The organism is Clostridium thermosuccinogenes, assembly GCF_002896855.1.
GTDB lineage: Bacteria > Bacillota > Clostridia > Acetivibrionales > DSM-5807 > Pseudoclostridium > Pseudoclostridium thermosuccinogenes.
The window spans coordinates 961,338-985,162 of sequence record NZ_CP021850.1; the positions used below are offsets into that span (position 1 = coordinate 961,338).

Genomic DNA, 23,825 nt, shown 5'->3' on the forward strand with positions numbered 1-23,825 from the left:
GCCGACGGAGAGTTTAATCCAGGAGGTATCAAAAATGATCAGGTTGTGGGAAAAGGAAATTCCGGGTTTTATGAGTGAGTTAAACGGTGAGATACCCTGTATGGTTCCCTATTTATTAAAGACCGCCAACAAAAACGGAGCAATTATAGTTGTACCGGGAGGCGGATATGAACATAGGGCTCCCCATGAGGCGGAACCGGTAGCATTATGGCTTAACAGTATAGGATTGTCAGCTTTTGTTCTTCACTACAGGGTTGCGCCATACAGGCATCCCTATCCGATGCTGGACGCACAAAGAGCTATAAGGCTTGTGCGATATAATGCGGAAAAATGGAATGTGGATAGTGAAAAAATAGGCATATTGGGTTTTTCTGCCGGTGGACACCTGGCCTCAACGGTGGGAACCCATTTTGACGAAGGAGATGAAAATTCCGAAGACCCTGTGGACAGGATGAGTTCAAGGCCGGATGCCATGATCCTTTGCTATCCTGTAATAAGCTTTGGTGACTACCGCCATGACGGTTCGATGATAAACCTTATAGGTCCGAATCCTCCGGAAGACCTTCGCATAAGCCTTTCCAATGAGATGCAGGTATCCGGCAACACACCTCCGACATTCCTGTGGCATACAGCGGATGATGCCGGCGTGCCGGTGGAAAACAGCCTGATGTTTGCTTCTGCCCTGAGCAGGCATAAAGTGGATTATGAGCTGCATGTATTTCCTAGTGGCGCCCATGGCCTTGGCCTGGCAGAAAGCCATCCTGTAGTATCCGCATGGACTGGGCTTTGCGAAAAGTGGTTGATAAGCATAGGTTTTTTGAAGCAACCTCAGGATGTTGATTATGTAGATTATTAATATAAATTTATAGATGCTATTAATATGGTTAGTCCTTTATGGAGTTTGGCTTAAAGCAAAGGTTTGATTAAGTAAACAAGGGTAATGGATTGATTTTATTCTGCATAGCAGGATAATTGTCATTAAGAGCTAAAAGAGCCCAAAGGGTCTGGCGGGTATTAAAAGACTAAAGAGCCTGAAGCCCTTAAGCGCTAAATACCAAAAGAATGAATAAAAAATAAAAGAGTTAGAAGAAATAAAAAGTTAATAGAGCCTGAATACCCTAAAGAGTCTAGAAAATCCAAGGAAGATAAAGACTTAAAGACTCATAAATCATCCTATGCGCTGAAATGTTGCATGTAAAAAGGTGAAGTACATATGAAAAAGACCAACGCGGCAAGAATTCTTGATGGATTGAAGATCAAATATGAGCTACGGGAATATGAAGTGGATGAATCCGATTTGGGAGCAAAGAATGTGGCTGAAAAAGTTGGCATGCCCATAGATCAGGTCTTTAAGACGCTGGTCGCACGAGGTGATAAAACCGGTATATTGATGGCTTGCATTCCAGGCTCCGGAGAGTTGAATTTAAAAGCCTTGGCAGCTGCCAGCGGTAATAAAAAGGTTGAGATGGTACATCTGAAAGAAGTGCAGCCTCTGACCGGATATATTAGAGGAGGAGTATCTCCTGTCGGGACAAAAAAGCCCTATCCGGTTTATATTGACGAAAGCTGCATGAATTTCGGACAAATATCGGTAAGTGCAGGTATGAGGGGACTCCAGATGATTATTGATCCCCAGGACCTGGTGAAGGCTGTGTCAGCTGTGATAGTACCAGGCTTGTCCACGGTTCCTGTATAAAAGGGGCGGTCATGCAAATGGCCGCCCTATACAATATTCATCTCAATACCTGCAGTAGATCGGTGTCTGTCCGGATGCCTACCATAAATCAATATTCACTCTGCTGTTTGACACATATCAATGACCGTCACAGGAATTTTTCGAGCTTTTCCGGTCCGGCGACTACTTCTCTGGTTACCCGCAGCACGCCGTAATGGTCTGTTGCTACAAACCAGCTAATAAGTGCAATTTCCCCTTCCTGAATTTCAATACCGGTAATGAAGTTCGGATGGACGCAGCATCCGGCATTAAAATAAGGAGCATCTCCATCCCGGGGAAACATCGGGCGGTGAGTATGCCCTGCGATTACCATTCTTTGATTGCTTTTTATCCAGTTTATTATATTTCTCTCAATAGTACCTTTTCTGGTATGATTCCTTGCAGGGCTGGTGGGGTTCTTTATGCCTATCGTTTCCAGAGGCTTCCACACATACCTTACCAAAAACCTGGCCAGCCGCCACAGGCGGTCATTAATCAGATCACCCTGATGGCCATGAACCACCAATATATCCTTGTTGGTGGGGGTATGCTTTAAAACCAATCCTTCATGAACTTCAGGATTTTCAAACAGGTTTACATATTCTTTGTCCCGATAGCTGTAATACCGGTAAAATCTGCTTCGCCTGTACTTTGGACCGGATTTTGCCGCATCATGGTTTCCATATATCATATATAACCTGTTATCGAGGTGGAATTTATGCATGATCCGGAAAGTGTCTTCATGGCTTTGTATTATTTCTGCCATACTCCTGTTCTCCCAGAGCTCGTCCCCGTCCCCGACCTCTATATATGTGAAACCGCGATCGTAGTAATAGTTTAGTGCATGGTTAAACAGGTTCTTATTGCTTATAAAGTTGTCTGCCCAGCTTCCGTTGCCCCGGTGGCAGTCGCTGAAAAATATTATTTTTGAATTATTGTCAAAAGGTATCACTTTGGACTTTTTATAGACTGTGGTGAGACGTTTCGCTGTGGACATTCATAGCCACCTCCTTATAGCAGATGAATAGATTGAATTTGTGAGCTCCGGCATAAATTCTTCAATTTTTGCTACTACCAAAATATGTGGGGAAATGGTGTTTTGCCACAGAAGAATGGCTTTGCCGGCATAAGGATAAAATTAGAGGAATTTTTTTGATTTAACACTTTACTAATTTAGTTAACTAAATTATAATAGTCTTATCCATAATCCTTTGATGATGAAAAATCACGTATAAAAAACGCAGTTTATTGCTGTCAAGGGAAGAAGAAATGAACTTTTACGGGGGGCTTTTTTTATGAGGAAAAAACTAGTTATGTTTTTAACGATTGCAGTGATCGCAGGAATATTGATTTCCGGATGCACCTCAGCCAACAGTGGATCCGGTAAAGATGAATCATGGGAGTACATAAAAAATAAGGGAGAGTTCATAGTAGGCTTGGATGATGCTTTTCCGCCGATGGGTTTTAAAGATGAAAACGGAGAAATAGTGGGCTTTGATATTGACCTTGCCCGGGAAGCTGCGAAAATACTCGGCGTAGAAGTGAAGTTCCAGCCGGTTATATGGGAAAACATAGCATCAGAGCTCAGCAATAAAAATGTGGATGTTATCTGGAACGGGCTTTCGGTAAAGGAAGAAAGAAAAAAGAACATGCTGTTCACAGATCCTTACATGGAAGACCGTCAGATGATCGTAGTGGCCAAAGGCTCCAGCATTAAAGGAAAGGCAGACCTGGCAGGTAAAACCGTCGGACTTCAGGCCGGCAGCAGCAGTGAGGATGCTTTGAATGCCGACACAAAGACAAAGGAATCCCTGAAGGAGATTGTGCCTTACACGAGCAATGACCAGGCATTGATGGACCTTAAAAACGGCAGAGTGGATGCGGTCGTGGTGGATGAGGTTGTCGGCAGGTACTACATTTCCAAGTATATGGATGACTATACTATACTCGAGGATCATTTCGGAGTCGAAGATTTTGCGGTAGGCCTAAGAAAAGGAGATAAGGCTTTTGCCGCAGAACTGAACAAAGCGCTTAAGCAGCTGAAGGAAAACGGCAAAGCTGAAGAAATATCAATCAAATGGTTTGGAGAAAACGTAATAAAGTAATATAAGGGCTTTAATATTAGTTTAATTTGTTGTGTGCTGGCTAATTTGAGATAGCTCTCTAACTCAGAACTTTGCTATCGAAATGGCTGGCACAATGAGTTAACTTATATTCTAATTTTATTTAGTATTTTATAAGAAAAATAATATTCGATATAGCATTTATTAAAATAATATTTTAAAATAGTAAACAGGCTGATGGCGAGTGGTCACTAGCCTATATTTTTTTGAATGAGGGAGAACCGGATGCAATATTTGATAAATATTACGAGAGCTATTCTGGAAGGCAGCTTAGTAACGGTTAAGCTTTTTTTCATCACCCTTGTCTTCTCCATACCATTAGGGCTTCTGGTAGCCTTGATACGGGTTTCGAATCAAAAACTGGTGAAGTATATAACGGATGTATATATATGGCTGGCTAGAGGGACTCCCCTTTTGCTGCAGATATTCTTTGTCTATTATGGCCTGCCCAGCTTCGGGATAGTCCTGGACAGGTTCCCTGCTGCAATTTTCGCCTTTATCCTTAACTATACGGCATACTTTGCCGAGATTTTCAGGGCGGGGATACAGTCCATAGACAAAGGACAGTATGAAGGGGCCGATGTTTTGGGCATGACCTATTGGCAGACCATGTTGCGCATCATCCTGCCTCAGATGACGAAACGCGTCCTGCCTCCGGTGAGCAATGAGGTAATAACCCTTGTCAAAGACACTGCCCTTGTTAATGCCATAGGGCTTGTGGATCTTCTCAGGGCTGCCAATATTGCGGTGGTGCGGGACTTCAACATACTTCCCTTTGGTATTGCAGCAGTATTCTACCTGCTGATGACCCTGGTGCTCACCAGAATTTTTGGCAAGCTGGAACAAAAATTCGCTCTGCATGAATAGGAGATCTATGGTATGAATATGATTAGAGCCTTGAACATATATAAGAGATTCAAAAACCTGGAAGTACTGAAAGGTATATCCCTTGAAGTTGAAAAAGGTGAGGTTGTGGCTATTATAGGTCCTTCCGGATCAGGCAAGAGCACATTTCTCCGGTGCATTGACCGTCTGGAGATAATAGATGGGGGAAGCATAGAGATAGAAGGAGAGGCCATGGTAACTATGGATAGCTCCGGAAAAAGCCGTTATGCAAAGGAAAGCGACATCAGGAGAATACGCAAAAAGATGGGCATGGTATTCCAGAGCTTCAACCTGTTTCCGCACCGCACCGTGCTGGGCAATATCATAGAAGCCCCGATCATAGTAAATGGTGAAAAAAAGGAGGAAGCCATACGGAAGGCTGAAATGCTTCTTCGCAAGGTGGGGCTTATAGATAAGAAAGACTGTTACCCTTCCCAGCTTTCCGGAGGACAAAAGCAGCGTGTTGCAATAGCCCGAGCTCTGGCTATGAATCCCGATATCATGCTTTTCGACGAACCTACATCAGCCTTAGACCCTGAGCTTACCGGTGAGGTGCTGAAGGTGATGAGGGATTTGGCCCAGGAGCATATGACCATGCTGGTGGTGACTCATGAGATGGGTTTTGCCAGAGAAGTGGCCGATAGGGTTGTGTTTATGGATAACGGAGAAATCATCGAGGAAGGCAAACCGGAAGAAATTTTTCAAAATCCGAGGCATGAGAGGACCAAAGCCTTTTTAAGCCAGGTGCTGCAGTTGTAAATAAGCAGAGGATGGCAGTGGTAAAAGGATTATAATAGGTAGGCAGCCTGTCATTCAGTTTGCCATCCGGGTGAATGCCCCGAAAAAGCCATTTTGACGGTTCAAAACCGCCAAAGCAATGTGGAAGTACACCGGGAGCAGGTTATTTCCCGGCTCTGCACTCATGCTGCATGCATTTTCAGGGGAAGATATTGCCGGGATTCAGGCTATGTGGTAGAATTTTCTTGTATTTGTTGGAATGCCTGTGTGAGGGTTAAGCAAGGTGTTCTTGTATCTATTTGAATGGCAAGGCTATAAAGGAAGAAGGAGTGCATTTAAATGTTCGAAGCTTTAAAAGGTCTTAATTTTACAGACCCGGGATTTTTGATTCCCCTGGTGGTAGTGGCGGTTGTTTTGCTGATTGTTGTAAGTGTGGCTAAAAAACTGATAAAGCTGGCTATTTTTATATGCATTGCAATATTGGCCATAACTGTATATTTGAACATGCCATCCTTTAAGATTGAAGACTCAAAGGCAGTTTTAAAGATCCAGGGCAATGAGTATACTCTGGATGCCAAAGATATAAAAATAGAGAGTGAGAAGCAGGGCGATTCTGACAAGGTATTTCTTGTTTCCGGTTCCACCAGGATTGAACTGCCTTTTAGCAAGGAGTTTGCCGAAAAATTCATAATGGATAAATTGAAAGAGCGTCGTTAGAGGCTCTTTATTTTGATTTATTGCGGCTTTGTCAATCCACATCAATATTGTTGACGATATCCCATACTTTGTTGTATTATTAACAATAATAATCCGGATAAAATTTCTATCAATTCTTAAAATTTGGTTATAAAGGAGCAGGACATATGGAAAAAATCAAAATGCGAGTTCCGCTGGTGGAGATGGACGGGGATGAAATGACCCGGATCATCTGGAAGATGATAAAGGATATTTTGCTTATACCTTATATAGAGCTTAATACGGAGTATTATGATCTCGGGCTTGTAAAAAGGAATGAGACCGATGATCAGATAACCGTAGATGCAGCTTTGGCGACAAAGAAATATGGTGTGGCTGTGAAATGTGCCACCATTACCCCAAATGCGCAAAGGGTGGAGGAATATGGCTTAAAGCAGATGTGGAAAAGCCCCAATGCAACCATCAGAGCCATGCTCGACGGCACGGTTTTCAGGGCTCCCATAATCGTAAACAGCATAAAACCCTTTGTAAAGACGTGGAAGAAACCCATCACCATAGCAAGGCATGCTTACGGGGATGTTTATAAAAATGTTGAGTACCGTGTGGAAGGTGCCGGAAAAGCGGAGTTGGTTTTCACATCGGAAAGCGGAGAAACAGCAAGGCAGACTATTTTCGATTTTAAAGGGCCTGGAGTAATTCAGGGTATACATAATACCGACAAGTCAATAGAGAGTTTTGCCAGAGCTTGTTTCAATTATGCCCTGGATGTAAAACAGGATCTTTGGTTTGCCACTAAGGATACGATATCCAAGACCTATGACCACAGGTTCAAAGATATTTTCCAGGAAATTTTCGATTCGGAATACAAGGATAAATTCAATGCAGCAGGGATAGAGTACTTCTATACGCTGATAGATGATGCCGTAGCCCGCATAATCAGATCTGAAGGCGGCATGATTTGGGCATGCAAGAATTATGACGGTGATGTAATGTCCGATATGGTAGCCACCGCTTTCGGAAGCCTTGCCATGATGACTTCTGTATTGGTTTCTCCTGAAGGCTATTATGAGTATGAGGCTGCTCATGGTACTGTTACACGGCACTATTACAAGTACTTAAAAGGCGAGCAAACATCCACCAACCCTATGGCCACATTGTTTGCCTGGACAGGGGCTTTGAGAAAGCGTGGAGAACTGGATGGCCTGAAGGACCTTGTAGAGTTTGCAGACAAGCTGGAGGCCGCTTCCATCAATACTATTGAAGCTGGAGTAATGACCGGGGACTTGGCCGGACTTTCCGAATTAGAGAACAAAAAGATAGTCAATACCGAAGACTTTTTAAAGGAAATTGCAAAGAATTTGGAGCAAACCCTTTGATAGGGAGCGCTGAAGATGGTACGGGGCTTTTCTGCAAGAGATGACGGCAGAAAAGCCCCATACTTTTTGGGAAGATAATGGCTATGTTATGCAATTATATGCAATTTCTTGGATGCTATCTGTGTATAGAAAAGGCTCGAATAAAAAATAATAATAATTTACCCCGATTATCAATAAAAATATATTGTATATTTATACATAATAAATTATAATATCACTTGTACTAAACATAAATAACGGAGATGAGGCAAAATGAAAAAAGTAACAGCGCTTTGCTTAATGTTGATTATGGCAGTATCCCTGCTGGCAGGTTGTGGCACGGAAAGCAACAAGATTGTAATGGCAACCAATGCTCAGTTCCCACCTTTTGAATATAAGGATGGTTCTGAGATTGTAGGCATTGATGTCGAAATAGCCAAGGAGATAGCCAAAGATCTCGGAAAAGAACTTAAGATTGATGATATGGAATTTGAAGCAATAATAACAGCAGTATCCAGCGGTAAAGCAGATATGGGTATTGCTGGTATGTCGGTTGATGAAGAACGTCTTAAGAATGTTGACTTTTCCGACACCTATTTTGATGCTAGCCAGGTGGTAATTGTAAAGAAAGGAAGCGACATAACGGTGGATAATCTGGACGGTCTCACGATAGGTGTACAGAGTGGGACAACCGGAGATGATTATGTGGTAGAAAACCTTACGTCATCCAAGGTAAGCAGATTTGCATCAGCAATTGACGCAGTAATGGCTCTGAAAAGCGACAAAATCGATGCCGTAATAATTGACAGCTTTACTGCTAATGCACTGCAGAAGGAAAATGCTGACGCTGTAACCATCCTGGATAAAGAGCTTACATCAGAAAAATATGCGATTGCAGTAAAGAAGGGCAATAAGAAGCTCCTCGAATCAATAAACAAGACACTGGCGAGGATAAAGGAAGACGGAAGCCTGGACAAGTTTATCAGTGAGCACATGTCGGAAGAGTAAATCCTGCATGATATGAACGGTGGCCGGACTGGTCAAAAATTAATGGTTAAAGAATAAAGGTTATTTGAATGTATCAGTAGCAATTAGTTTTTGCAACTTAATTGACTTTAGCGTATACAGTATCTAATACGGCAGATATTATTATCTGCCGTATTTAAAGTATGGGGGATAAGATGGGTTTTTTTGGAGAACTTCAAAGAAAGTTTATTGATGATTTCATAGTAAAAGACAGATATATGGAGTTGGTTACCGGCCTTAGAAACACGGTCATAATCACCATATTTTCTCTCATATTGGGAGTTGCGATAGGACTCATCCTGGCGCTGTTTAAGATTGTGGCAAGGCAAAACAGGAAGTTCAAGGTGCTGGATATCATAGCCGATGTGTATATCACTGTTATTAGAGGCACTCCGGTTGTCCTGCAGCTGATGATATGGTTTTATGTGGTGCTGTTTTTTGTCAGTGAGCCTATTCCTGTGGCTATTTTGGGTTTTGGTATAAACAGTGGTGCATATGTGGCCGAGATATTCCGGGCGGGTATACAATCTATTGATAAGGGACAAATGGAAGCAGGCCGCTCTCTGGGCCTTTCCTATTGGGCTACAATGCGCTACATCATACTGCCCCAGGCGTTTAAGAACGTGCTCCCTGCATTGGGAAATGAGTTCATAGCGCTGCTCAAGGAAACCTCCGTAGCAGGTTATATTTCGGTGCATGACCTCACCAGAGGAGCTTACAATATTCGAAATATGACATATGATTCATTTCTTCCGCTTATTGCTTCGGCAACGATATATCTGATAATGGTAATGATAATATCTTCATTGCTGTCTGTTCTTGAAAGGAGGTTGAGGCAGGGTGATAGAAGTTAAAAAACTCGTGAAGGATTTTGGAGGTCACAGGGTTTTGGATGGTATTGACCAGTCGGTAGAAAAAGGGGAGAAAATAGTTGTTATAGGTCCTTCCGGTTCAGGAAAAAGCACATTTTTAAGGTGCCTCAATCTGCTGGAAACTCCCACAAGCGGAGAAATCCTCTTTGAAGGTGAGAATATTACCGATCCAAAGGTTGATATAAATAGAGTTCGCAGAAAAATGGGAATGGTGTTTCAGCATTTCAACCTGTTTCCGCATATGAGTGTTATGGACAATATAATTTTTGCCCCTACTCATCTTAAGCTGATGAGCAAGGACGAAGCCCAGGCGAAAGCGGAAGCCTTGCTGAAACGTGTAGGTTTGCAGGATAAAGCCAAAGCTTATCCAAATCAGCTGTCGGGTGGACAGAAGCAGAGGATTGCCATAGTCAGAGCCCTTGCCATGTCACCGGATTTAATGCTTTTTGACGAGCCTACTTCAGCTCTCGACCCGGAAATGGTCGGGGAGGTTCTGGAGGTTATGAAGGAGCTGGCGCAAGAGGGCATGACTATGATCGTCGTCACCCATGAAATGGGGTTTGCCAAAGAAGTGGGAACCCGGGTATTGTTCATGGATGAGGGTAAAATCGTTGAAGATGCGCCGCCGGAGGAGCTGTTTGGAAATCCTAGAACCGAAAGGGCAAAAGAGTTTTTGAGCAAGGTTCTGTAATGCTGATGCTTGTAATATATGCATCTTTTATAATCGGATTAGAATGCTGAAAGAGAGTGAAGTGCTTAGACGGCCGGACTATTATTTTCCGGCCGTTGTATTTTTCTCTAAAGCATATTAAAATGACAATAATAAAAGATAATGACAGCATATGAATGCAAAATTAAAGTCTTATGCTTTCTAAGAAAAATAACTGACTTTCATGCTCTTTTGCAGGCTTGCTATTTAACGTGTTTTATCATATAAATATCATTATTATCAGCAAAGCTATCAAGAAATATCGTGGGTATATTTCCAGCTTTTTGCCGATAAGGTTCATTATATGTATTTTGGAGGAATATATGAAAATTTTGATTATAGGTGATGGGAAAGTCGGATATAGTCTTGCCGAGAACCTATCAAAGGAGGATAATGACGTTACAATTATTGATAAGAATGCCGAAGCCTTAAAAAAGGCGGAAGAGAATCTTGACGTCATGTGCATAAAAGGAAATGGTATAAGTGTAAACACTCTTCTGGAGGCAGGAGTGGATGATACTGATCTCCTTATTGCGGTGACAGCCAGCGATGAGCTCAACATGGTATGCTGCCTTACGGGCAAAAAGCTGGGAGCTGCCAGGACGATAGCCAGGATAAGGGATCATGAATATGCCAGCGAGCTTGCACTCCTCAAGGAGAGAATAGGTCTTGACATGGTTATAAATCCTGAGCAAGCTGCCGCTGACGAAATAGCCCGCATATTCAGGTATCCGTCGGCCATCAGTGTCGACAGCTTTTCCAGAAGAAAAGTCGATATGGTGGAAGTAAAGATTACAAGCGATACACCGGCTGTGGGTCTCAAGCTTAAGGATCTGCCCTCAAAAGTTGCCGGCTCGATACTCATATGCGCGGTAGTGAGAAATGATGAGGTTTTCATTCCCAATGGAGATTTCAGAATAGAAAACGATGATATCCTATGTATCATAGGAAAACCGTCTAATGTGTATGGCTTTTATAAATATCTGGGGAAATGCACCCAGAAGATAAAAAATGTCATGATGGTAGGTGGCGGACGTATAGCTTACTATCTGGCCAATTTATTGAAGGAAATGGATATCAGGGTGAAGGTAATTGAAAGCGACAGGGAAAGATGTGAGGAGCTGTCCGAACTGCTGCCGGATACCTTGATAATCCATGGCGACGGCACTGAAGAAGACCTGCTGAAATCGGAGAATATCGGTGAAATGGGTGGTTTTATAGCAATAACCGGAAGAGACGAGGATAATCTTATGTCTTCTCTTTTGGCAAAGCAGTACGGGGTTCAGACGGTTGTAACCAAGATAACAAGAATGAATTACTCCTCAATACTGAAAACTCTCCATCTGGATAATATTGTAAGCCCAAAACATATTACGGCAGATATCATCCTAAGATATGTAAGGTCTCTAAAGAACGCCAGAGGAAGCAAGATAGAATCCCTGCACAGAATAATAAACGGACAGGCGGAGATTGTGGAGTTTATTGCTAACGATTCCACAAGCTATTTAAACATCCCGTTAAAGGACATCAAATTTGCAAGGGACACATTGATTGCGGTCATAGTCAGAAAAAATGAGATTATCATACCCCATGGTAATGATGTCATCAAAAAGGACGACAGAGTTATTATAGTAACAAAAAATAAAGCGGTATTGGATTTGAACCAATTAGCTTCAACAGGAGGTTTACAGAATGAATTACAGAATAGTCTTAAGAACATTGGGCATACTCCTGTTGTGTGAGGCGGCAGCTATGCTGCCGTCACTGGTGACTGCCATTTACTACCGGGGTAACGATATTGGTGCTTTTGCTGTAACCATATTACTTTTACTGCTTTTTGGAGTATCCATGGTAAAAGTCAAGCCAAAAGTGAAAGAGATATATGCACGGGATGGTTTTGCAATTGTCGGCATAGGTTGGATACTGATATCGGTATTTGGCGCCATGCCCTTTTATTTCAGCGGCGCGATCCCAACAGTGATAGATAGTTTTTTTGAATCAGTTTCAGGATTTACGACCACGGGAGCGACTATCCTAAAGCAGGTTGAAGACCTGCCCAGGGGCATTTTATTTTGGAGAAGCTTTACCCACTGGATAGGCGGAATGGGTGTGCTGGTGCTGACTCTCGCCATTTTGCCATCGGTAGGAGCACGCACTTTGCATATTATGAAAGCTGAAAGCCCGGGCCCTGCTCCTGGAAAGCTTGTTCCCAGGATTGGACAAACTGCTAAGATTCTGTATGCTATATACTCCTTGATGACTATTGTACTGGCCATACTGCTCTTACTGGCGGGCATGCCTTTGTATGATTCTCTGATACATGCCTTCGGTACGGCAGGTACCGGTGGTTTTTCCATCAAAAATACCAGTATTGGGGCTTATAATAATATATATATTGATGTAATAATCACAATCTTCATGTTGATGTCCGGAGTGAATTTCTCGGTTTACTACTTTATATTTAAAGGCAGCCTGAAGGCGGCGTTGAAAAATGGAGAGCTGCTGCTCTATTTAGGAATAGCTGCGGTTTCAACGGTCTTTATTGCAATAAATATACATGGCAGCATGTTTGACTCAGTAGGTCAGTCATTGAGACATGCAGCCTTTCAGGTATCCTCCATTCTTACCACTACAGGATACAGCACCACTGATTTTAACCAGTGGCCAGAACTTAGCAAAATGATACTTTTAGTTTTGATGTTTATAGGAGGTTGTGCCGGTTCCACTGCCGGTGGAATCAAAAATATAAGGCTCCTGATATTGGGTAAGACCATAAAAAGGGAAATGGTAAGGATTGTGCATCCTAAAGCAGTCTATACGATTAAGGTTGATGGGAAAGTGGTTGATGAAGAAACGGTATCCGGGGTAATGACCTTTTACTTTGCATTTATGGCTATATTCACAGTTTCCCTTATACTTGTTTCCATAGATGGAAAGGATATGGTGACTACCATTTCGAGCGTTGCCACATGTATAGGAAATGTCGGCCCTGGACTGGGTATGGTAGGTCCTTTGGGTAGCTTTGCGGATTATTCGGTTTTCAGCAAGATCGTTTTAAGCTTTTGCATGATTGTCGGAAGGCTTGAAATATTCCCGGTTTTGCTCTTATTGATGCCGCATTTTTGGAAGAAAGTCAGTATTTGACTAAGTTTGTGCCTATTTGGTGACATATGCAGAATGTGTGAAAAATTATTTACATGTAAGTATTGTTTCACTTATAAGAGTGTTATATAATAGAAATAGACAGTCGTTTGCTGCCTGCATGTCCAAGCTTATCCCGGCAGCTCAAATAAAAAGAAGAGGTTTCTTATCATTTTACGTGATAATGACGAATAAGAGTGATGAAAGTGATAACAAAGCGTATTTTTGAACAAGTCAGAGAGTTAATTGAAGCAGAAGCTCGAGATAAAAAGCCCGGAGAACCGATCGATACCGAGGCTAATTATGCGCGGCGTTTTGGAGTGAGCCGTCCTACGGTTCGAAAAGCTGTTGAGGATCTGATTCGCATAGGAATGATAAAGCGTGTTCCGGGAAAAGGTCTTGTTATGGCAAGATTGGACGAGGTTCCCTACCGGGGTAAGCTTTTGATAGCTCTGCCTCACGATGTGGGAGACGGATTCCTTTTTCGCGTTATGCTTGGTTGTGTTGAACAGGCCAACTTGCTGGGCTTTGATTATAAGATTCTGAGCCTCAAGGATTCCAAAGCTCGTCTGGAACAAGTAAAGAAGGAATATCTTGATGATTTTGTCGCGGCTATCACGTGCTGCTATGAGGTGGACTATGAATATGAGCTGTTGGAATATCTTCAGAATGCAGGATTGCCGGTAATGCTGATAGATAATCCTCCCAAAATGTCCGATGTTCCCTGTGTCACCTGTGATGACTATGACGGCGGATACAAAATGGGAGCGTATCTGGCTAAAAAAGGCCACCGCAACATCATAAACATATCCACATTAAGGCCCGTGCAAACTGTCGACCGGCGTGATCGGGGTTTTGTGCAGGCTTTGAGGGATGCCGGTATAGATTATGATACTTCTCTGATATTAAAAGGCCATAATTATACTTCAGAATTTATATCCCGGTTTACACCGGAGGATTTTAAATCCGGCAGATATACGGCAATATGCAGTCATACCAGTCTTGCTATTGTCGAAATAAGTCGCTGGCTTTATGAAAATGATCTGAGGATTTATGATGATGTATCAATCATCGGTTACGGAGATCATCCGTATCTACCCATGCAAAACATGCCATTTACGGCTATTGGAGTTCCGAGCATAGAGATGGGAAAGAGTGCGGTGGATGAAATAAGTTCAGCTCTGCTGGAGAAGCGGCCGATGAACAGCATACAGCATGAAGTGTGGCTCGAGAAAAGGCATACTGTTAAAAGTATAGTATAGATCCATAGCAAGAAACTCCAGAAAACATCGAATTCAATATCCAGAGATATCAAATATATGATTGATATCTCTGGCAAACTGGTACAAAATTATACAGTTAGAGACATTTACACATAAAGAAAATTTACATGTAAAAAAAGTTGACTTTTTCTTAATGTTCACATATAATATATTATATAAAACGACATCGTACACGATACAGCACAAGTTACTGCAGCTTAAGCAATGCTACTCTTTTTATACAAAGTACTTCAAAGAAATTCAAACTTTTTGGTATTATTTATTTTAATATATTAAATAATAGAAGTTGTTGTGATCATAGCAGCGTCCAATGTCAATAACTTGAAAAAAAGGAGCATGTTTTATGTTGATGGAGAAAACCCAACCGATCAAACGTCGTATGACTTTTCGCAAGCTGTTATCAAAGTATGGGCCTTTTTATTTATTTCTAATTCCGGCAATTGTATGGTATGCAATTTTCGCGTACTATCCTATGAGTGGTATATTGATTGCTTTTAAGAAGTTCCAGTATTCATTGGGGATTTTCGGAAGCCGTTGGGTAGGGCTCCGTTATTTCAAGGATTTTCTTAGTGATCCGCATTTCTATGAAATTATACGAAATACCGTAGTAATCAGCCTTTCAAAACTGATTATAAACTTTCCGGCACCGATTATACTGGCCCTTATGTTTAATGCCGTGCGCAAGCAGTTTTTCAAGAGAACCATACAGACAGTTTCTTACCTTCCGTATTTCGTTTCCTGGGTTGTTGTGGCAGCCTTAATACATAAGTTCTTCTCACCTACCAGTGGATTGCTCAACGATATAAGGATTGCCAATGGATTAGAGCCTATATACTACCTGGGGAAAAGGGAATTGTTCCTTCCATTCATAGTTCTTTCCGACATGTGGAAAGGTGTGGGTTATGGTTCAATTATATATTTAGCAGCATTAACATCAATTGATCCAACATTGTATGAAGCAGCAGATATAGATGGAGCAAATGGCCTCCGCAAGCTCTGGCATATCACGCTGCCTGGAATCAAGCCAACTGTGGGCATCATGTTCCTGCTCAGCCTGGGAGGGTTGTTTGGTGCCAACATGGAACAGATACTTCTTTTGCAAACCCCTGCTACCTTTGACGTATCTGAGGTAATTGACACATATGTTTTAAAACGTGGTCTGAACATGAACCAATTCGATTACGCTACGGCTGTCGGACTTTTTAGAAGTGTGATCAGCCTTGTATTAGTGGTTTGTACGAACTATATGTCTAAGAAGCTTACAGAAATATCGTTGTGGTAGGGGGTGAGAATAATGACAACAAATGCAAAGCAGCTAGAAAGTAAACATTATAAACCTAAAAAAATCAAGAGATCCCTTTCATACAAGATCGGGCAGGGCATAAACTATACAGTGCTGACTTTATTAGGCATAATTACACTTTACCCATTTTATTACTGTTTGGTTCTATCCTTTAATAATGGATTAGATACGCTAAAAGGAGGAGTTTACTTTTTCCCGAGGATGTTCACTCTGGAAAATTACGTAAAAGCCTTTCAGCATCCGCTCATATATAATTCCTTTATAATTTCGGTTGAAAGAACAGCGCTTTCTGTCGTGCTTTCCTGCTTCTTTACGGCACTGATGGCTTATGCGCTGACAAAAAAGGATCTTCCGGGACGTTCAGCGATAATATTCTATTTTTACTTCACCACATTGTTTTCCGGAGGACTAATACCGACATATATAATGTACCGTCAGATAGGATTGCTCAATAACTTCTGGGTATATATACTGCCAGGCATCTACAGCTTTTTCAATGCGATCATACTGAGGACATTCTTCTATAGCATACCGGACAGCTTGCAGGAATCAGCGAGAATTGACGGATGTTCTGAATTGGGAATATTCTTCAGAATCATGCTTCCGCTGTCACTGCCGGCAATGGCAACAGTTGCCCTGTTTGTCGGTGTTGGTAACTGGAATGACTGGTTCACAGGAGCTTATTTCGTTTCCCGTAGAAGGGAGCTGCATCCTGCGGCTACATTGCTGCATGATCTTCTCTCCCAGGCCCTATTTGAGAATTCGCTCAGCTCTACAGGAGAAAAAGGACAGATAAATGAGCAGCTTATGAGCAGCGTTATGCAGTCCACTACGCCGGAATCCCTTAAAATGGCTTTTCTTATAATACTGACCACACCTATAATGTGCATATATCCTTTCTTGCAGAAGTACTTTGTTAAAGGTGTTATGATTGGCTCCATTAAGGAGTAAAATCCTTATTTGAGATATCAAATAATAAAAAAGGAGGATCTTACATGATTAAGAAGATCATTGCAGTCATGGTTGCTCTCGCGTTGCTTTTTTCCGTAGCAGCCTGCGGTGGCAGCTCAAAGTCTTCAGATGATTCAACAACAAAGACTTCAACAGGCTCGACTTCCGGCGGAGATTCAACCACAGGTGAAAATACTGCTCCCAAGGACATAATCGAGTATACCTTCCTCAACTGCTGGAACGGCGGTGGCGGAGATTTTCCTGACGGATTTGAAAACTCTGAGCTTGTACAAAAGCTGACAGAAATAACCGGAGTTAAGCTGAAAGTTGAAGTAATCACCAGCTCCGAGAGAGAAAAGCTAGCAACAGTGTTTGCCAGCGGCGACCTGCCGGACATCACCAACGCTCCTCACTGGAACACCAACCCCGGCGGTGAAGGTGAGTTGATCAAGAATGCTGCTGTTGAAGGATTGCTTCTGCCTCTCAAGAATCTGATACAGAAATATCCCAACATCATGCGCTTGTATGAAATAGGGGCTATTTCTCAGATTTACAAGGAAAGGGATATCGAACATCCTGATTATAACGGCGAGATTTATGTAATACCCACTCAGACCGGACGTACTAAGGAAGACGTAACTAACTGGGCTTACAATCTCTTTGCTCGTTCCGACATCCTTGAAGCTCTGAACATAAAACCCGAAGAGGTTAACTCCACAGAGGCAATTTATGATCTTCTGGTTAAGATCAAGAACGGTAACTTTACAGACATCAACGGCAAACCGGTTATTCCTGGTGGAACATGGCACAATGGTTGGAGCTATGGCGAATTCCAGCGTGGTTTCCAGACCGGAAACGTTACAGGCTGGGTAATGCAGGATGGCAAGCTCATAAATGGAATATTCACCCAGAATGAAATAGACAAGGCATTGTTCATGCGCAAGCTGGTAGCAGAAGGTCTTTTTGACCCTGAATGCTTCACTCAGACAGATACTATGGCAAAAGAAAAGATGATCACCGGCCGTGTTGCAGTGTTTGGATGCCACTATCCTAACCAGTATGGTTTCTTTAAGGGAACATTGTATCAGACAAATCCTGAGATGAAGTATGTTCCGTTAGGACCTATTCTCAACCAGAAGGGCGAAGCACCGGCTCAGATAGAGCGTGTTGGTAGAACAGGTTCACCGGTTCTCTTCTTCTCCAAGAACATAAAAGATCCTGACAGAGCTTTGGCATTCGTAGATTACATCAACTCTGATGAAGGTCTCGAACTGGTTACTTTCGGTATAGAAGGTAAGCACTACACTAAAGAAAATGGTGTACCTAAGTACACTGAAGAATGGAAGAACATAAAGAATACCGACAGTAACAAGTTCAAGCTCGAAGGTTTCGGACTCGGTGGTTCTTTCATAGGAGCTGACCCACGTAAAGGTTGGGGTTGGGAAGAGGAGTACATGGAAGAAGGCTATGTAAAAGCTAGAGAAATCAACCCACTCAAGTTCATAGATTACAAGACTGCTGATGACGTAGTAGATACTTGGCCGGGTAAAGCAGCTTATGATGAGAAGATGTCCACCACCAACTGGGGTGATGAGCTGAAGAAAGCTTATCTCGCTAAGAGCGATGAGGAAGCTATAGCTATCATAGAAGCTCAGAGGAAGCGTATGATCGATGCAGGATATCTGGAAATGGAAAAATTCCTGAACGAAGAATATGCAAAAGATCCTAAGATAATTTACTAATCTTGACGGAATTTGCTTAACATTCTAAAATATTAAGAGGTTCGCAGCTATTGCGAACCTCTTAATACATATCGCCATATTAAGTAGTGCATATCGTCGATATGAATCATTACAGCTTGATCGCTGGCTTCTTTCGAAGCTGATTAAGCTTTTGAGCGAAATATGCATATGTAGTAACATTTCGAAGTAAAATTGAGAATTGTGGGAGGAGACAACTTATATGTCCAAAGAGACGCTTGAGAGCTTTAAAGAGCTCGAAAGAAAGGCTAAAGCTGTGGTTTATAAGCCATTAGCGGATCTGGATGCAGAAATGTGGTGGAGTGAGGAGCCATTATCCTTTGCAGATAGGATGAAAGGCAAATACTCCAAGCTGAAAGTAGGAGATTGTTGGGGAAAGCTTTGGGACTGTGCATGGTTCCGATTCACAGGGGTTGTACCGGCTGAAGCGGCAGGCAGCAAAGTGGTTCTGCTTATCGATGTAGGCGGTGAAGGCTGTGTTTTTGATGAAGAAGGTACTCCCCTTAGAGGCTTGACCTGTGTAAATTCAGAATTCGATCTTTCCCTGGGGCTGCCTGGAAAAAGAGTTCTGCAGTTTCTGCCTTGTGCTGCCGGGGGAGAAAAGGTAGATATATGGGTTGAAGCCGGAATGAATGATCTTTTCGGTAAATATAAAAATGACGGCAAGCTGGTGGAGGCTTCCATTGCTACCTGTAATGATGCTGCACGTGCGTTGTACTATGACATCCATGTTTTGGTGGATTTGTATGGTTCATTGGATGACGGCTATCGTAAGGATGAATTGGCGGGAATTCTTGGCCGTGTCAATGCAATACTGGATGAATTCACACCGGAAAAGATGGAAGCTGCCAGGAAAGTGCTTGATTATGCATTGGAGCAGAAAAATTCCGATGCCATTACTTTTTCAGCGATAGGCCATGCCCATATTGACCTGGCCTGGTTATGGCCGATAAGGGAAACCATACGTAAAGGCGGACGCACGTTTTCCACTGTCCTGGAACTGATGGAGCGTTATCCCGAATATAAGTTTGGCGCCAGCCAGGCTCAGCTTTATCAGTGGATGAAGGAAAGGTATCCCAAGCTTTATGAGAAAGTAAAGAAAAGGGTTGCCGACGGCCGCTGGGAGGTACAGGGAGCATTATGGGTAGAGTGTGATACGAATGTGTCAGGAGCTGAAGCGATGGTAAGGCAGATCCTGTATGGTAAGAAGTTCTTCCGGGAGGAATTCGGAGTAGACGTAAAAACCTTCTGGCTGCCGGATGCTTTCGGATTTTCAGCTGCAATACCACAACTAATGAAGCTCAGCGGCACTGACTACTTCACGACAATCAAGATGACCTGGAACTATGTGAACATCTTCCCCTACAACACCTTCATATGGAAAGGGCTGGATGGTTCGTACGTGTTGGCTCATATTCCACCTGAGGGAACATATAACAGCTCCGCTAGGCCATCGGCCTTAAGAAAGGCAGAAAAGGAGTTTAAACAGAAGGACATCAGTTCCAATGCTCTTATGCTTTTTGGTATAGGTGACGGAGGAGGAGGTCCGGGTCCTGAACATCTGGAACGTATAGCCCGGGAACACGATCTTGACGGAGTACCTCGTGTGTGCTATGAACACGCTGTTGACTTCTTCAAGCGCCTCGATCCTATACGCCCGAATTTGCCGGTTTGGAGAGGAGAAATGTATCTTGAAAATCATCAGGGTACTTTCACATCCCAAGCTAAAAACAAATATTACAACCGAAAACTGGAGCTGGCACTTCGTCAAGCAGAGGCAGCCTGCCGGATGGCAGAGCTTGTGACTGGACTTAAATATCCTGAGGATGAACTGGTGAGGATATGGAAAGAAGTGCTGTTGTATCAGTTCCATGATATACTGCCTGGTTCCTCAATAAAACGGGTATATGATGAGTCCTGCGAGCGCTACGCAGTAATGCTTGAAGAAGTAAATAAGATAAGCTCCGGTGCTCTTACTGCTTTGGCTGATTGCATCGATACCGGTGAGACTTCAGCGCCGGCTATAGCTTTCAACAACACTTCTTGGGAACGTACCGAGTGGATAAAGGCTGAAAATGGCTGGATGAAAGTAAACATGCCATCGACGGGATATTCAGTATTCTCTAGAGAGGCTGTTGAAAACGGCAGCTATTCGGTAAGCATCCAGGATGGCGTGGTTGAAAATGACAAGGTGAAGGTTGTTCTAAATGACAATGGTTTCATCGACAGTGTTCTGTTGAAATCCAACGGAATGGAGATGTTGAGGGAAGGATGCCAGGGTAATGTGATGACGGTACATCAGGACAGTGGAGATGCTTGGAACATAGATCCCAAATATCTGAAGCTGCCGATAGAGCATCCGAAGCTGGTTTCCCGCAGTACTTACATCGACGGACCTAAAGCCGTGGTAAGACAGACCTTTGAGTATGGTGCATCCCGTATAGAACAGGATATGGTTCTGGTTGACGGAAGCGCCCGGATAGATTTCGTAACTAGGGTTGATTGGCATGAGAACAAAAAAATGCTGAGAGTCAGGTTCCCTGCTTCCATTGATGTTCCTGAAGCAGCCTGTGAGATACAGTTCGGGCATGTAATGCGCCCAACTCACAGCAATACTAGCTGGGATCTGGCTAAGTTCGAGGTGCCCCATCACCGTTTTGCGGACGTTTCTACACCAACAGCCGGGCTTGCTTTGTTGAATAACTGCAAGTATGGTATTAGAGTTCATGATTGCGTGCTGGATTTGAATTTGATCCGCAGTACCGAATATCCTGGCGTGGAAGCCGATTTAGGAGCTCATGAGTTTACCTACGCGCTTTACCCACATGAAGGGGACCTTGTGGCAGGAGGAGTGGTTCGGGAAGGATATTTCCTGAATGTGCCGGTGGAGATAATGACGGTCAATCCTCATGGCGGTTGCCTGCCGGTAAGGAACAGCCTTGTTGCTGTATCTGATGAAAATGTGGTAGTGGAATCGGTAAAACGGAGCGAAGACGGTAAAGCTACAGTAATCCGACTTTATGAAGCGTCCGGAGCATACCGTAAATCGACTGTGAAGTTAGGAATTCCTGCCGCAGAGGTGAAGGAAGTCAACCTGATGGAGGAGAACCCGATACCTGTGGAGATAAATAAGGATTCTGTGGAATTGCAATTCCATCCTTTTGAGATAAAAACTTTGTATGTGAAAAAGCCATAAAGTAAATTTTATGGCGGAACGAAAAAGATCTGAAAAAGAATTGATATAAAAAAGTGAACAAGCTGAAACATAAGCTCTATGTCTAATAAATTAATCGACTTGAGCTTATGTTTTTTTTTCATATTATGGTATACTTTTATTATCAATATTTTATAAATAATTCATTTTTACTTGACCATTAGGGAGGACTCTTTCTACAAATGAAAAGACAAAATACTAATGCTTACGGAATGGATAGAGCAAAAAAGACGAAAAAAAATTATTTGAGTAAACTTAATGCGCTGGTAGTTTTTACTGTGGTGTTATGGATTCTGACAGCCGCTATTTTTTCCTTTATCAATTCCCGGGGATTTATTATAACTCTTTTGATGGAATTGCCGATAGCCGTTGGTTTTTTTGTGCTGCTTTCGTATTTGATGTCTTTACGGACAACAAAGTCAGCAACAGGAAAAAGAAAGTCCCAGATGTCGGCGCAAGCTGGAAAGCAAAAAACATCGGGACAGGCAAAAATGTCAAAAACCCTCGTAACAACAGGAAAAATAAGGAAGGAAGGAAAACATCAGCTGCATACAGTAGGTAAAGTGACTTCACAAGAAAGAACAGGCAATTTTGGTTACAGATCGGCGAGAAGGGAATGCAGGCCGATAAAAAAGAATTATAATTGGGTTTTGGTGGACAGCGATAAAAGCGGTCTGAAAGCATCCAGCAGTTTTAAGGAGCATAAGGAAGAGGCGGCTCCTAAGAAGTTTACACCTTATAGATCGCCTTTTGTCAGCACTGTCCCACCTGCCAAAAACGATGAAGCAAAGGTAGTATATAGGGATTCATCCATCGGTGCAGCCAATCCTGAAAAAAAAGACGGTATATTAGAAAAGGCAGGCAGCGTTGATGTCGCAAAGGGAGCAGAACCGAACACAAATCTAGATGAAAAAGCAGCAGCTTCGGAAAACGCGAGGGACGCTGAGTATGCAGTTGGTATGGAAAATAGCGTTAGTATGGACGGCAAGATTAGCACAGGGAGCACTTGTGATTTAGACAACATAGAGAATGCAAGCAGCACATATGCTTCAGGCATCATGGATAAGGAAGGCGGCGCAGAGGACATAGGCAGCACATATACCTCAGGCATCATGGATGAACCAAGCAACATAGAGAACATAAGCAATACATATGCCTCAGGTATGATAGATGACCCAGGCAGCATAGAGAACATAAGCCGTACATATACCTCAGGTATGATAGATAACCCAGGCAGCATAGAGAACATAAGCAATACATATACCACAGATGTAATAGAAGGCCCAGGTAGTATGGAGAGCACAAGCAGCACGTATGCCACAGGTATAATAGATGACCCAGGAAACATACAGGATACAGGCAGTACCTATGCCTCTGATATAGATAACATAGACTACATAGATAGCATAAACAGCATTGATGACTTGACTAATGCAAATGAAATGAACGTGGACACTAACATGCGCAACACTGGGGACGCTCCGATTCCTGCGGATTGGACAAATACGGATGATGCTGTTTATATGGGAAACATATTGAACACGGAACATTCAGGAGATACGGAAAACACAAATGATGTTGGCTTTCAGGCTTACTCCAATGCCGATGATGCCGATTATATAGAATACATGGAAGATCTGGCATATATGACCGATGAAGATACTACGGCATATGGAGGAGATATCGACAATATTGGTGATGTGGAAAATTTCGAAATTTCGGAAGGCTTGGGAAATCTGAAGGTTATAAGCGGTTCTGACAAAATTGATGCAGAATCGGATGATTATAGCCTATATGGGATTTCTGCGGATGCTGAAGCCGATGAAAAAGCATTCTATTCTGGCATGGACAGGCTTCAGGAAAAGTCTGGCATACGGCATATTCCGGAAATTTCTAGCGATTCCGAGGCTCAGTATTTGCATATGCCGCAAGTTTCAAAAGGTTCTGTGAGTCAGCATAGGTATGTCACGGAAGCTTCAAATTCCTCTGGGAGTCAGTATGGGTATGCTTTGGAAGCCTCAAAAGGTTATGAGACTCAGCAAGGGAATGCTACAG

18 protein-coding genes are annotated in these 23,825 nt (G+C 42.7%); 17 read left to right on the forward strand and 1 reads right to left on the reverse strand.

The window, feature by feature from the left end:
- The first annotated feature begins 34 nt into the window (after window positions 1-34).
- Both CDO33_RS04290 and ybaK read left to right on the forward strand, forming a co-directional pair.
- Window positions 35-856, forward strand: a complete 822-nt coding sequence (locus CDO33_RS04290) for an alpha/beta hydrolase (RefSeq protein ID WP_103079941.1) — start codon at window positions 35-37, stop codon at window positions 854-856.
- Window positions 857-1,213: 357 nt separating this feature from the next.
- Window positions 1,214-1,696 carry a Cys-tRNA(Pro) deacylase gene (gene ybaK, locus CDO33_RS04295; RefSeq protein WP_103079940.1) on the forward strand — a complete coding sequence of 161 codons (483 nt, stop codon included), beginning with the start codon at window positions 1,214-1,216 and terminating at the stop codon, window positions 1,694-1,696.
- A gap of 127 nt (window positions 1,697-1,823) precedes the next feature.
- Here ybaK and CDO33_RS04300 read toward each other — a convergent pair whose 3' ends face one another.
- A complete protein-coding gene (locus CDO33_RS04300; RefSeq protein ID WP_103079939.1) occupies window positions 1,824-2,711 on the reverse strand; it encodes a metallophosphoesterase in 888 nt (295 codons plus the stop codon).
- A gap of 298 nt (window positions 2,712-3,009) precedes the next feature.
- Between CDO33_RS04300 and CDO33_RS04305 the strand changes: the two genes are divergently transcribed.
- From CDO33_RS04305 to CDO33_RS04375, 15 genes are all read left to right on the forward strand, one after another.
- The gene (locus CDO33_RS04305) at window positions 3,010-3,819 is read left to right on the forward strand and encodes an amino acid ABC transporter substrate-binding protein (RefSeq protein ID WP_103079938.1); all 810 of its coding nucleotides are present in this window, start codon (window positions 3,010-3,012) and stop codon (window positions 3,817-3,819) included.
- A gap of 243 nt (window positions 3,820-4,062) precedes the next feature.
- On the forward strand, window positions 4,063-4,704 hold the full coding sequence (locus CDO33_RS04310) for an amino acid ABC transporter permease (protein WP_103079937.1): 642 nt from the start codon (window positions 4,063-4,065) through the stop codon (window positions 4,702-4,704).
- 12 nt (window positions 4,705-4,716) lie between these two features.
- Window positions 4,717-5,481: an ectoine/hydroxyectoine ABC transporter ATP-binding protein EhuA gene (gene ehuA / locus CDO33_RS04315; protein ID WP_103079936.1), complete on the forward strand. Its 765-nt coding sequence runs from the start codon at window positions 4,717-4,719 to the stop codon at window positions 5,479-5,481.
- Window positions 5,482-5,799: 318 nt separating this feature from the next.
- On the forward strand, window positions 5,800-6,177 hold the full coding sequence (locus tag CDO33_RS04320) for a hypothetical protein (protein WP_103079935.1): 378 nt from the start codon (window positions 5,800-5,802) through the stop codon (window positions 6,175-6,177).
- Window positions 6,178-6,323: 146 nt separating this feature from the next.
- Entirely contained in the window at window positions 6,324-7,532 is a 1,209-nt protein-coding gene (locus CDO33_RS04325; RefSeq protein ID WP_103079934.1) for an NADP-dependent isocitrate dehydrogenase, read from the forward strand.
- A gap of 252 nt (window positions 7,533-7,784) precedes the next feature.
- Complete coding sequence (locus CDO33_RS04330; protein WP_103079933.1) at window positions 7,785-8,519, forward strand: basic amino acid ABC transporter substrate-binding protein; 735 nt, start codon at window positions 7,785-7,787, stop codon at window positions 8,517-8,519.
- Between the two features lie 161 nt (window positions 8,520-8,680).
- The gene (locus tag CDO33_RS04335; protein ID WP_242974842.1) at window positions 8,681-9,391 is read left to right on the forward strand and encodes an amino acid ABC transporter permease; all 711 of its coding nucleotides are present in this window, start codon (window positions 8,681-8,683) and stop codon (window positions 9,389-9,391) included.
- A complete protein-coding gene (locus CDO33_RS04340; protein WP_103079931.1) occupies window positions 9,378-10,100 on the forward strand; it encodes an amino acid ABC transporter ATP-binding protein in 723 nt (240 codons plus the stop codon). The genes CDO33_RS04335 and CDO33_RS04340 overlap by 14 nt, the downstream gene beginning before the upstream one ends.
- A 341-nt stretch (window positions 10,101-10,441) precedes the next feature.
- A complete protein-coding gene (trkA, locus tag CDO33_RS04345; RefSeq protein WP_103080008.1) occupies window positions 10,442-11,860 on the forward strand; it encodes a Trk system potassium transporter TrkA in 1,419 nt (472 codons plus the stop codon).
- Complete coding sequence (locus CDO33_RS04350) at window positions 11,811-13,262, forward strand: TrkH family potassium uptake protein (protein ID WP_103079930.1); 1,452 nt, start codon at window positions 11,811-11,813, stop codon at window positions 13,260-13,262. Before trkA ends, CDO33_RS04350 begins: the two co-directional genes overlap by 50 nt.
- Before the next feature lie 197 nt (window positions 13,263-13,459).
- A complete protein-coding gene (locus tag CDO33_RS04355; protein ID WP_103079929.1) occupies window positions 13,460-14,521 on the forward strand; it encodes a GntR family transcriptional regulator in 1,062 nt (353 codons plus the stop codon).
- A gap of 364 nt (window positions 14,522-14,885) precedes the next feature.
- Complete coding sequence (locus CDO33_RS04360; RefSeq protein WP_103079928.1) at window positions 14,886-15,824, forward strand: ABC transporter permease; 939 nt, start codon at window positions 14,886-14,888, stop codon at window positions 15,822-15,824.
- A 12-nt stretch (window positions 15,825-15,836) separates the two neighbouring features.
- On the forward strand, window positions 15,837-16,796 hold the full coding sequence (locus tag CDO33_RS04365; RefSeq protein WP_103079927.1) for a carbohydrate ABC transporter permease: 960 nt from the start codon (window positions 15,837-15,839) through the stop codon (window positions 16,794-16,796).
- A 44-nt stretch (window positions 16,797-16,840) separates the two neighbouring features.
- On the forward strand, window positions 16,841-18,538 hold the full coding sequence (locus CDO33_RS04370; RefSeq protein ID WP_103079926.1) for an extracellular solute-binding protein: 1,698 nt from the start codon (window positions 16,841-16,843) through the stop codon (window positions 18,536-18,538).
- A 220-nt stretch (window positions 18,539-18,758) separates the two neighbouring features.
- Window positions 18,759-21,752 (forward strand): alpha-mannosidase, encoded by a 2,994-nt coding sequence (locus CDO33_RS04375; protein WP_103079925.1) that lies wholly within the window; start codon window positions 18,759-18,761, stop codon window positions 21,750-21,752.
- Window positions 21,753-23,825: the final 2,073 nt, after the last annotated feature.